The following is a 12,080-nucleotide window of genomic DNA, read 5'->3' on the forward strand; positions in this document are numbered from 1 at the left end:
TAACTGCCAGAGTCAATTATTAATCAATTACCCATTTCCGTTCGTATGGAACGGTCTTTTTCGGGTCATAATTCATACCTTCTTGTGTGGGTATATGGATAACGTATTTCTTTCCGGTTTTGTTTTTCAGTGAAGAGCCGCGTAACCAGGGATTAGCGTCACGTAATTGGGCATAGGTGATGCCTTGTTTCTGTGCAAAGTCGCTCAGGTCACTGATTTCGGTATTTATCGTCACTTCTTTGTAAGGAATGACGGGATAGAGATGCTCCCGTTTCAACAAGAAGCCAAAGCGTTGCGGGTTGCCGAATACCTCTTTCACGGCCAGCAGGCGGAACATATAGCGGGAAGTCTCTTCTACCAGCCAGAGGTCCATGGCATGATCAGCCAGCTGCTTGTCCAGTTGCGAAGAAATGCGTCCCTGTCCGGCATTATAGGCAGCGGAAACGGCCATCCAGTCACCATATTTGGCATAAGCCTGCTTAAAATAGCGACAGGCGGCTGCAGTGGCTTTCTCGATGTGGTAGCGTTCGTCTACGTTATCGTTGACTTCGAGACCGAATTCGCGGGCGGTGGCGGGCATAAATTGCCACAGGCCGGCGGCACCTGCCGGGGAGCGTGCGATAGGGTTGAGACTGCTTTCTATCACCATCAGATATTTGAAGTCGTCGGGGATACCGTTGGCTTTCAATAGTGGTTCGATGATGGGGAAGTAGCGGTTGGCGCGTTTCAACATCAGCATGGTGGTGGAGTGCATATAAGTGAACGACATCATTTCACGGTCCATGCGTTCACGTCGGTCGTAACGACGGAGGTCGATGGTGTCGCCATCGAAGATTGCTTGTTCGGGGACGGTAGGCGGAGTGACACAGTATGGTACTTCCGATTGTACAGAATGTTGCTCGCTGAGGCAAGTGCTCCCCACGAGGACAGGAATACTGATACCGGCGCCCAAGGCGAGGGCAGTAGTGAAGATATAGTTGATAGATATATGTTTCATGACAGTTTTTTTATTAGTTGGTGGGGTAAAGATAACCAAAAGGATTAAACCAAAAAGGATATTCATACGTTAATTATATGTAACGGGGCTCGGAAGTGTCGATCCCGATACTTATTTTCGCAACCTCAAAAACGCACATGAAGAAGTTCATATTAATCATCCTTACGTTATTATATGCTGTGGTGTCATCAGGCATTACAGTCAACGTTCATTACTGCATGGGCCGTATGGCAGATGTGGAATGGGGGAGTGCATCTGCTTGCACCATGTGTGGACAGAAGAAGACTTCGGATTGTTGTAAGGATGAGGCACATTACATCAAGCTGGCGGTAGATCAGGACGTGAACCATGTGGTGGTGACGAACCTGGTACCTGTGGTGACAGAACTGTTACCGGTGCTCTATGCAGGATTTCTGTCGTTGGAGGTGGAAGATACCTGCCAGAGTTTTATTGCTTTTGATTCTCCACCCAAGCAAACGGGAGTTCCTCTGTTTGTTTATCATTGTACTTATTTGATTTAGTATTCACTTTACTTCCTTTCCGGAGAGAAGAAAAGAAGTTATTCCCCTCTGATTTTCAATGTGGGACAGGAATTGGTATACCCTTTTGATGCATTTCATTAGGGAATATCCTATTCTCTGGGACATTCTGTCAGGGATTCCCATATCCTTTTGGGCATTCCAAGTGTTTACTATTATACAATAAATATCTTTCTATATGATCAACAAAATAATCCGTTATTTCCTCGAAAACAGGGTAATAACCATGCTCCTGCTGGCGCTGGTCGTGGTCTGGGGAGTCTCTACCGCACCCTTCAACTGGCATGGGGGCATCGTGCCGAGAAACCCGATCCCGGTGGATGCCATCCCCGACATCGGTGATAACCAGCAGATTGTGGCCACGGAATGGATGGGACGTTCGCCCAAGGACATCCAAGACCAGATTACATACCCGCTCACCACCTCGCTGCTGGGCATACCGGGGGTGAAAACCATCCGTAGCTCGTCCATGTTCGGGATGTCGTTTATCTACATCATCTTTGAGGATGATATCGAGTTCTACTGGAGCCGTTCGCGCATCCTGGAGAAACTGAATTCGTTGCCGCCGGGCACGCTGCCCGAGGACGTGCAGCCTACGCTGGGCCCGGACGCTACGGCGCTGGGGCAAATCTACTGGTACACGCTGGAGGGGCGCGACCCGAAAACGGGACGACCCACCGGAGGCTGGAACGCCGAGGAACTGCGGACGATACAGGACTTTTATGTGAAGTACTCCCTGTCCGCCGCCGCGGGCGTGTCCGAAGTAGCATCCGCGGGCGGGTTTGTCAAGGAGTACCAGATAGAGCTGAACCCAGACGCGATGTACTCGTTCAACGTGTCGGTGATGGACGTGATGAACGCCGTGAAGAAGAGCAACCTCGACATCGGCGCCGAGACGATGGAGGTGAACAAGGTGGAATACCTGATCCGTGGGCTGGGTTACGTGAAGAATGTGGCGGACATCGAGAACACCGTCGTCACCGTCCGGGAGGGGGTGCCGGTGCGCATTTCCGATATCGCTTTCGTGAACATCGGGCCGGGCACGAGGCGCGGCGGACTGGACAAGGAAGGTGTGGAGGCCGTGGGCGGCGTGGTGATTGCCCGCTACGGGTCGAACCCACTGGAAGTGATCGACAACGTGAAGGAGAAGATTCATGAGATGGATGCCGGTCTGCCGCAAAAGACGCTGGCGGACGGGACGGTATCGAAGGTGACCGTCGTCCCCTTCTACGATCGGACGGGACTGATCAAGGAGACGATCGGCACGCTGGAGTCGAGCCTTTCGCACGAGATACTGATCTGTATCATCGTGATTATCGTGCTGGTGCTCAACCTGCGGGCGTCGGTGGTGATTGCGAGCATGCTGCCCATCGCGGTGCTGGCTACATTTATATTGATGCGGTACACGGGGATTGAGGCGAACATCGTGGCTCTGTCCGGTATCGCCATCGCCATCGGGGTGATGGTGGACGTGGGGGTGGTGTTCGTCGAGAGCATCATCCGGTATATGGAGATGCCGGAGAACCGGGGGATTACGAAGGGGAAGGCGCTGGCTGGACTGATATACAAGGCGGTGAGCGAGGTGTCGGGGGCAATCGCTACGGCGATGATTACGACGATTGTCAGTTTCCTGCCCGTGTTTGCCATGCAGGCGCAGGAGGGGAAGATGTTTTCGCCGTTGGCTTACACCAAGACGTACGCGCTGGCTTCGGCTTTCGTGCTGGGGCTGATCCTGTTGCCGACACTGGCTTATTTCCTCTTCTCGGTGCGGATCGACTCGAAGATGATCCGGCGGGGGATGAATTACGTGCTGATCGGGATGGGCGTCGCGCTGTGCTCTATCTACGGCAGCATCCCCGCTCTGGGGCTGACGGCGGTAGGGGTGAACAATCTGCTGGCGGGGCGCTGGAAGAATTCGAAGATAGCCAACTACGTCAACATCGCCATCGCCCTGCTCGTGGCGCTCTTCTACCTCTCCGAAGAGTGGTTGCCGATGGGCCCGGCGCGGGGGCTAACGGTGAACGTGCTCTTCGTGGCCGGTTGCGTGGCTATCATCCTGGCGATGCTCTGGGCGCTGGTCATCTTCTACGAGCGCATCCTGCGCTGGTGCCTGGCCAACCGTTGGAAGTTTATGATGATCCCCGTGGCGACGGTTGTCTGCGGGTTCTTCATCTGGCGGGGCGTCGGGCAGGAGTTCATGCCGAGCCTGAACGAAGGCTCTTTCCTGCTGATGCCTACCAGCATGCCGCATGCGGGCATCGAGCAGAACCTGGACTATGTGGAGAAACTCGACAAGCGCCTGGCCGCCATCCCGGAGGTGGAGACGGCCATCGGCAAGTGGGGGCGGGTGAACTCCGCCCTCGACCCGGCGCCGGTGCAGATGTTCGAGAATACGATCAACTACCGTCCCGAATATATCCTCGACGAGGACGGGCGGCGGGCACGTTTCCGGGTGGACGGGGACGGGGCGTTCGTGTTGAAGGACGGGGGCACGTATAATCCTGCCGACGGTTTCCGCCTCTTGCCTGCCGACAGCCTGGTGGCCGACCCCCGGGGCGACTATTTCCGCCAGTGGCGGCCGGAGATCAAGAACGCCAACGACATCTGGCAACAGATTGTCAACGTCACCCACCTGCCGGGGCTGACTTCGGCGCCGAAGCTACAACCCATCGAGGCGCGGCTCGTGATGCTCTCCACAGGCATGCGGGCGCCGATGGGGGTGAAGGTGTATGGCCCCACGCTGGAGGACATCGAGCAGGGGGGTAAGCTGATCGAACAGGCATTGAAGTCGTCTCCGTCCGTCATCCCCTCGTCCGTGTTCTACGACCGGGCGGTGGGCGCTCCTTACCTCGAGATTAAGCTCAACCGGGAGTCAATGGCACGCTACGGTGTAGCGGTAGGTGACCTGCAAGAGGTGCTCGGAGCTGCCGTGGGAGGGATGGCGCTCACCCGCACGGTGGAAGGCCGCGAGCGTTTCCCCATCCGGCTGCGCTATGCCCGTGAGCTGCGCGACAGTCCGGAGGCGCTCTCGATGCTGCTCGTTCCCACCGCCACCGGGGCGCAAGTGCCGCTCAAGGAGTTGGCGGACATCGAATATTCGCGCGGCGCGCAGATGATCCAGAGCGAAAACACGTTCCTGGTGGGCTACGTCATCTTCGACAAGCTCTCCGGCCGTGCCGAGGTGGACGTGGTGCACGAGGCGGGGGCGATGCTCGACGCCAAGGTGAAGAGCGGCGAACTGGTGCTGCCCAAGGGCGTCTCGTATAAGTTTGCCGGGAACTACGAGCAGCAGCAGCGTGCTACGGACAGGCTGATGATTGTCGTCCCGCTGGCGCTGCTCATCGTGTTGCTGGTGCTCTACTTCCAGTTCCGCACGGTGACGGCTTCGCTGATCCATTTCTCCGGCGTGTTTGTCGCCTTCGCGGGCGGGTTCATCTTGCTGTGGCTCTACGGGCAACCGTGGTTCATGAATTTCAGCATCGCCGGTGAGAACATGCGGGATCTCTTCCAGATGCACCCCATCAACCTCAGCGTGGCGGTCTGGGTGGGCTTCATCGCCCTCTTCGGCGTGGCTACGGACGACGGGGTGCTGATGGGGACGTACATCCATCACGTCTTTCTGGAGCGTGACCCGAGGACCCGACACGATATCCGTGAGGCGGTGGTCGAGGCCGGATTGAAGCGTGTCCGCCCTGCGGCGATGACAACGGCGACGACGCTGATCGCGCTGCTTCCCGTGCTGACATCCACCGGAAAAGGGGCGGATATCATGGTTCCGATGGCTATCCCGACGTTTGGGGGGATGCTGATACAGTCGATGACGATGTTTGTGGTTCCGGTGCTGCAATGCTGGTGGCGTGAGGCGGTGGAGCGTAGACGGGAGAAGAAACGGAAAGGAGCATACGGTGAGTAGTATCCCCCCATAATATATAGGGGCTGAGTACCCCTCGCATATGGGGTCCGTATACTCCCCACATATGGGGGCTATATACCCCCCGGGTAAGTCTCACCTTTTTGCATAATAGTATTTCATAAGTAAACGATCATATAATAATGAACAGAAAATATAAATATCCATTGGTCATAGCAATTAATATTTTGCTTTGTCCCGCTGTTATTCCCGTTTCTGCGCGGCAATCCGCTTCACCTACCGAAGGACAGCAACCGGTCGACAGCTTGTCGGTTTATCTGGAACAGGCTGCCCGCAATAATCCGCAAGTAAATGCGGACTTCATGCTCTATAAAGCTTCATTGGAGAAGATTCCTCAGGCAGGTGCCTTTTCCGATCCCGAATTAGAGATCGGCCTTTTTATCAAACCCATGGAAACCTTGATGGGTAAACAGGTGGCCGACTTCACCTTGATGCAAATGTTCCCTTGGTTCGGTACCCGTAAAGCAGCCCGTGGTGAGGCTTCCGAGATGGCACGTATGGCCTATGAACAGTTTCGTAATACTCGCAACAACCTTTGGTATGAGGTCAAAGCCCAGTGGTATCAGCTCTGTAACCTCAATGAGCAATATCGCACGATGAAGACTAATATTCATCTTCTCTGTCAGCTTGAACAATTGGCGCTGAATCGTTTTTCTGCTTCGTCGGCACAGGCAACCTCTTTGTCTGTCTCATCTTCTTCTTCTTCTGCTAAATCGATTTCCTCGATGCCACTTGCGTCAGCTTCCGGTAACGACATGGCCGGTATGGGAGGAATGGGAAATGCGGCGTCTGCCATCGCTTCTGGAACTTCAATCGGTACTTCTTCAGGTGGCATGTCTGGTATGGGTGGAGGATCGATGGGGAGTACTGCTACCGGTAGCATGTCCGATGTTCTTCGTATCCAGATGGAACGTGCAGAACTGGAAGATAACCTTGCCACTCTTCAGTCCGCCCGTCTGACTGCTGAGGCTCGCTTTAATGCCCTGCTCAACCGGCCGTCTGATGTTCCTGTCCATGTACCTGACTCTTTGACACAGCGTTTCTACCGCATAGATGAGCATATTCTGATCGACAGCATTCTTACACATAATCCTATGATTACTATGCTTGAGGCAGAAGGTGAAGCTTTTCGTGCCAAAGCAAAAATGGAGCGTCGTATGAGTTATCCTATGATCGGTATCGGACTGCAATACTCTTTGGTCAACAAGGTGGCCGATCCCATGGGGATGCCCGACATGAATGGTAAGGATATGGTAATGCCGATGTTAAAAATCAGTCTTCCTTTGTTCCGACGTAAATACAATGCACAACAACGGGAGAGCCATAATTACCGCGTGGCAAGTGAATTGAAGCGTGACAATATACAAAACCAGTTGCAGGCCGAATATATAAATGTCCGTCAGCAACTTGATGATGCTGCCCGTAAAGTGTTGCTCTACGAACAGCAGTACTCTTTGTCACTTTCCACGTGGCAGCTGATGGTACGTGAATTTTCCGCCGGGCGTCAGTCGTTGACTGACGTCATCCAGGTGGAACGCCAGATGCTTGATTATAAACTGAAAAAAAGTGAAGCTATAGCGGCTTATAATACTATGGTAGCGGCTATGGAAAAGCTAATAGCCCGCTGATAATATAGATATAGAACCACTAAAAAAGATAACCATATGAAAAAGATATCAGATATTCTTCGTAAAAAGCAAGTACTTTATCCATTGATAGCCTTTGCCGGCTTTATCTTGGGGGGGCTTTTGTTCAGTCCTTCCTCTTCATCGGGAACTACCGAAGGGATACTGTCTGAACCTCCTATTCACGACACTCACGGATCATCCCATGACCTTGTACAGGACGAATCCGGTGTCTGGACCTGTTCCATGCATCCTCAGATTCGTCAGGATAAACCGGGTAAATGTCCTATCTGCGGTATGGATCTGATCCCTCTCAAGAAGAATGTAGCCTCCGGAAGTGATGACGCTATCGATCCCAATGCCATTCGGATGTCCGAAGAGGCTATGGCACTTGCTGATGTCCAGACCACCCGTGTCAGCCGGAGTAATCCTGTGAAACAGGTTCGTTTGTACGGTAAGATTATTCCTGACGAACGTAGTCTTCAGTCACAGACTGCTTATGTTGGCGGGCGTATCGAGCGACTTAATATTGAGTTTACCGGTGAGACTGTACGTGCGGGACAAACCCTTGCAACTCTCTATTCGCCTGAGTTATTTACTGCCCAGCAGGAATTACTTGAGGCCATCCACATGCAGCAACCTGCCCTTGTGCAGGCTGCGCGTGAGAAACTTCGTCTTTGGAATCTGACAGATGCCCAGATCGATGCCATCCGCGATTCCGGTCAGGCATCTCCTATGGTAGAAATCAAATCTAATACGAGTGGTATCGTCATAGCCAAGCGTATCAATCAGGGGGACTATGTTTCACAAGGCAGTGTACTTTTTGACATAGCTAATCTCTCCCGTGTATGGGCTGTTTTCGATGCTTTTGAGGCAGACCTTCCGTTCCTTACCAAGGGGGACCTCGTGGAATTCACTCTTTCTGCTTTTCCCGGTAAGAAGTTTTCCGGTCGCATCTCCTTCATAGATCCTATCATCAATGCTACCACCCGTACTGCCCGTGTTCGTGTGGATGTAGCTAATTCCGCTCAGGAGATGAAACCTGAAATGTATGCCACTGCCCGGGTTTCTGCCCCTTTGAAAGGTTATAAAGATCAGATTATTGTTCCCCAAACTGCCATTCTCTGGACTGGTAAGCGTGCTGTGGTCTATGTACGTCAGCCTGGTACGGATATTCCCACCTTCCTGATGCGTGAGATAACTCTTGGTCCTTCCCTTGGTGGAGCTTATGTGGTTCTCGATGGACTTTCTGATGGTGAAGAGATTGTTACTAACGGAGTTTTCTCTATTGATGCCAGTGCGCAGCTTGAGGGCAAACGCTCCATGATGAATGAGAACGGTTCGGGTACTGCTCCGATGGTCGGACATGGAGGACATAATATGTCTGGTACGCATGACAGTCATGCCGGCTCTCAGAACAATGAGCATACTATGTTCACTGTTCATGGTTCCTGCGGTATGTGCAAGGAGCGTATTGAAACAGCTGCTAAACGTGTTCCCGGTGTCCGGACCGCAGACTGGGATCAGGAAAAACAAATGATTCACTTACAGTTTGATCCATCTAAAACCTCTGCAGATGCCGTAGCCAAAGCTATTGCTAAAGTTGGTCATGATACCGATAAATACAAAGCCGATAAGGCTGTTTATGATACCTTGCCCGGTTGCTGTAAATACCGGGATAAGTGATACTCTCTTAAAGTAAAGAACGGATGGGGCTGTGTCGAAAGTCTTTTCACCACAGATTGCACGGATTTTCACAGATTATCAATATGGATAATTAATGACTTGAAATTCACTCTGTGTCATTCTGTGGTGAGTTTCGACACACACCCATTCTTTTTATAAGATGCCTTTAACTTAATATATGCCGAACTTTTTCTTTTCCCAATTGTTGTAATCCAGCAAACATCTTCCAGATGTAGTACTATGCAATTGATCGGATAATAGACCTATATAATAGATTTAATTATAAAACAACTCAAAACCATCTTATTCATAATCATTACGGAATGACGAAAAAACATCGGAAAGAGAGCCTTGATGCCCTTTTTAGGGAGAAGGTATTACTGGAAATGCTGAAAGTGGCAGGGGTCGGTATGTGGACGTACAGTACCGAAACGGGGAAATTGCGTTACATTGGATTTGCCGATACGATACACCGGCACGACGAATTACAGTATGTGGATCCATTGGATTATCTGAAACTGATGAATGGGGAAGATGCACAAATAGTCACTCAATTTATGGCTGCCCTCCATGCCGGACGTCCTCCTCAGGAGGGTATTCGCTATAAGGTGCATGGTAATGGAGAGGACTTCTATCTCGAAAATCATGTCGTGACCTGCCAACCGCTCGGCAACGGGTTTTATTACCTCAAAGGATATGTCAAGAATATTACCGCACAGGTGATGGAGATGAATCGACTGCATATCGGGAAAGAACGTACCGAACAGGCGGATCGGTTGCGTTCCGCTTTTTTTTCCCATGTCAGCCGGGAACTTCGGGGACCTCTTCAGGCGATGGAAGGGCTTGCGTCGCGGATGGTGAATGCCGGAAGCCGGGAAGAACGGGAAGAGTACTTCCGACAGATACAGGAGAGTAAACGGGCGGCTATGAAGATGGCCGATGCGTTGCATACGGTATCACAACTTCCCGCCAGTACGTATGAACCTTATCATTCACCTATGCGGCTCTGCCTGATGTATCGCGACTTGCTGGCGGAAAACGGTTGTATCCACAACTCCGAAGACGGGGAGCAGGAGGCTAACTTTCTGTCGTTGCTCTTCTCGTAATGAAAAGGACACAAAAAGCTTTGGAGAATGAAGGACTGACTTCTTTTCAGGGTTGTTCTGAACTTTTTTTACCACAGAGTACCATAGAGTCTCACAAAGAAACTTTTCTTTCTTACATATCCGGATAAGTAGTAAATTAGAATTCTGTGCCTTCTGTTGTGAAATCGTATTGCTTGACTCCCCACAGGGTACATAGAGGCTTTCTTTCTCTTGCTTGACTATATTGGTTAAAACTCTGTGAGATTCCGTGTTACTCTATGGTGAATTGGATTCTAATCGTTGGGATATAAAAAGTCTTGGAGAATGAAACGCAAACTTCCTTTTAGGGTTGCTCTGCTTCTTACAGACTAATCGTATAAATCACTCCCGGCTGGAAAGTGCCGGAAGTGGGCTTCACCAGGTACGTCCGTTTTAGCAGCGAAAGCAATAGGACGACTTCCACCTTATAACTTGCCACGCCGGCAGGAACCATCACGGCATCGGTCACTGACCCCAATAGGGGAATAGTCAGTGCAATGTCTGTTACGGAGCTGTCATAAGTGACAGCTCCGTTGCCGATGTTAAGCGTTCCTTTATTGGATACGCCTACCAGTTTGATGCTGGACAGCGAACCCAGAAGGGAAGTGTTCAGCCGGAGCTGGGTCAGCACATGGTTGAACGTGAGGCTGACGGGCGAAGTGCTGGTGCTTCCCGTGGGAGTGCTGACGGCATACATCACATCCTCCGCTCCTGTCAGTGTGAAATGGTAGGTGGGGGCGATGCCGTTGTCCGGTGCGGTGATGTAATTGTTGCCGGTGGTTGCCGTTGTGCGGGGATAGTAACCGTAGAAGATGACCCGCTTTCCTCCCAACGGATAATAAAGCTTGGGATTGAAGGAGATCTGGTTGCCGCTGATGCCACTGGGTGTCAGATTTAAGGCGAAAGGAGTGGGTGTCCAGGGATATTGCCCGGCAGTACTTCCTTCCCTGACTGCGTAAATGCCTACACTCGACAGGTTGGAAGCGTCTATCGTGGTGACAGGTGCCCGTGTGGGCAGTTTTTCTTCCGCGATTGCCATCCGTATGGGCACGGGTTCTTCAGGTGGCAGACAGTCGTCTGCTACTCCGTAGCTGCACCCTTGCGAGAGCAGCATCCAACCCATCAGAGTGAGGATAGCCCGTTTCATCGTCCTTTCTTTTTTGGCGTGGCACAGATTGCGCAGACAAGTAAACTTCACAGTCACTTGCGTAGACTCCTATATCCTGCAAGGCTTCGGCTGTACGGTTCAGGCATGTTCCACAGTCTCCTGCGTAAACCTTATACTGTGCAATCTGCGTATTATGAAAGTATATTATTGTAACGAGGATGATCCTTGTCCTCCTACCTGCCAGGCTGTCACGCTGATGGCGGCTGTGATTTCTTTAGGCGTGAAGGTCAGCGTAATCAGGTGCGACTTTCCGGCCTCGGTGGTTATGGAGATGGTAGTTTCGGGATAGGTCACTCCGTCGCTTGTGGTAACGGCAACTGACAGGGCTTCACCGCTTTTCACCATCGGATAATTGCTTACCGTTGCCCCGGCCGTTGTGATGGGAAAGGTTCCCGAAAGCGTAAGATCTTTGGTGGTGTACGTCATGGCGGCTGTATTCAGGTCCAACGTGGCAGGTGCCTTCTGTTGTTTGATTACGAGGCTGGTCACGTTGACGCCCGATGCGGGATATCCCGTGCCGGATACGAACTTGAACTGCAATTGCGTCAGCAGGTGGTTGAAGATGAACGACAAGGGGGTGGCAGTCGCTTTTGTTCCGGAAGCCTGGGCGGTGATCATCACATCCTCTGTTCCGTCGGCTGCGAGTGTCACGCTCTTTCCTGCGAGTGTCCCTGCCGGATAGTAACCTTTGATATAGATGGTCGAACTATTCACCGGGTAATAACGTGCCGGACTGAAAGAGAGCGCAGACGTCGGTGTGGGGGAGGCTACGAATGTCACGGTAGAGTTCCATGCGTTCGTCGTATAGTCTCCATCGGTAGTGGATGCCACGAACGAGGCTGTAATGTTATCATTCGTCGACACCGGTGCACGGGTTGCCACGCCCAGGATGCCGGCATTTAATTTGATCTCCGTGGCATTTTCTTCAGGCTGGGGATTTACGGTGGTGCAGTCATCCTCCGAGGAGCAGCCCGACAGGGCCATCGCGCAAGCTATTACAGCAAACATTA

Annotated in this window: 8 protein-coding genes; 5 read left to right on the forward strand and 3 right to left on the reverse strand. The window is 51.9% G+C overall.

All coding sequences use genetic code 11. From position 1 onward, the window contains the following. Positions 1-19: 19 nt before the first annotated feature. Positions 20-997 (reverse strand): lytic transglycosylase domain-containing protein, encoded by a 978-nt coding sequence (locus AB3G73_RS00080; RefSeq protein WP_044300815.1) that lies wholly within the window; start codon positions 995-997, stop codon positions 20-22. A 137-nt stretch (positions 998-1,134) separates the two neighbouring features. Between AB3G73_RS00080 and AB3G73_RS00085 the strand changes: the two genes are divergently transcribed. The 5 genes from AB3G73_RS00085 to AB3G73_RS00105 all read left to right on the forward strand — a co-directional run bounded on the left by AB3G73_RS00085 (position 1,135) and on the right by AB3G73_RS00105 (position 9,884). Then, a complete protein-coding gene (locus AB3G73_RS00085; RefSeq protein WP_032531627.1) occupies positions 1,135-1,518 on the forward strand; it encodes a hypothetical protein in 384 nt (127 codons plus the stop codon). Positions 1,519-1,714: 196 nt separating this feature from the next. After that, positions 1,715-5,449 (forward strand): efflux RND transporter permease subunit, encoded by a 3,735-nt coding sequence (locus AB3G73_RS00090; protein ID WP_044300816.1) that lies wholly within the window; start codon positions 1,715-1,717, stop codon positions 5,447-5,449. Positions 5,450-5,586: 137 nt separating this feature from the next. After that, entirely contained in the window at positions 5,587-7,095 is a 1,509-nt protein-coding gene (locus AB3G73_RS00095; protein ID WP_234069374.1) for a TolC family protein, read from the forward strand. A gap of 36 nt (positions 7,096-7,131) precedes the next feature. Then, positions 7,132-8,778 (forward strand): efflux RND transporter periplasmic adaptor subunit, encoded by a 1,647-nt coding sequence (locus tag AB3G73_RS00100; protein ID WP_032536007.1) that lies wholly within the window; start codon positions 7,132-7,134, stop codon positions 8,776-8,778. A gap of 323 nt (positions 8,779-9,101) precedes the next feature. Beyond that, positions 9,102-9,884, forward strand: coding sequence for a sensor histidine kinase (locus tag AB3G73_RS00105; protein ID WP_234069158.1), 783 nt, complete (start codon positions 9,102-9,104; stop codon positions 9,882-9,884). 340 nt (positions 9,885-10,224) lie between these two features. On the opposite strand, the gene AB3G73_RS00110 is transcribed toward AB3G73_RS00105, so the two are convergent. Continuing rightward, positions 10,225-11,049: a fimbrillin family protein gene (locus AB3G73_RS00110; RefSeq protein ID WP_186993000.1), complete on the reverse strand. Its 825-nt coding sequence runs from the start codon at positions 11,047-11,049 to the stop codon at positions 10,225-10,227. Between the two features lie 165 nt (positions 11,050-11,214). Next, complete coding sequence (locus AB3G73_RS00115; protein WP_367741583.1) at positions 11,215-11,934, reverse strand: fimbrillin family protein; 720 nt, start codon at positions 11,932-11,934, stop codon at positions 11,215-11,217. Between the last annotated feature and the right edge of the window lie 146 nt (positions 11,935-12,080).

Source organism: Bacteroides sp. L008, from assembly GCF_040812255.1.
GTDB lineage: Bacteria > Bacteroidota > Bacteroidia > Bacteroidales > Bacteroidaceae > Bacteroides > Bacteroides vicugnae.

What these genes read in the sequence shown, in the direction of transcription:
- AB3G73_RS00080 (WP_044300815.1), bottom strand. Translation starts at nt 997, where the DNA reads ATGAAACATATATCTATCAACTATATCTTCACTACTGCCCTCGCCTTG.
- AB3G73_RS00085 (WP_032531627.1), top strand. Translation starts at nt 1,135, where the DNA reads ATGAAGAAGTTCATATTAATCATCCTTACGTTATTATATGCTGTGGTG.
- AB3G73_RS00090 (WP_044300816.1), top strand. Translation starts at nt 1,715, where the DNA reads ATGATCAACAAAATAATCCGTTATTTCCTCGAAAACAGGGTAATAACC.
- AB3G73_RS00100 (WP_032536007.1), top strand. Translation starts at nt 7,132, where the DNA reads ATGAAAAAGATATCAGATATTCTTCGTAAAAAGCAAGTACTTTATCCA.
- AB3G73_RS00105 (WP_234069158.1), top strand. Translation starts at nt 9,102, where the DNA reads ATGACGAAAAAACATCGGAAAGAGAGCCTTGATGCCCTTTTTAGGGAG.
- AB3G73_RS00110 (WP_186993000.1), bottom strand. Translation starts at nt 11,049, where the DNA reads ATGAAACGGGCTATCCTCACTCTGATGGGTTGGATGCTGCTCTCGCAA.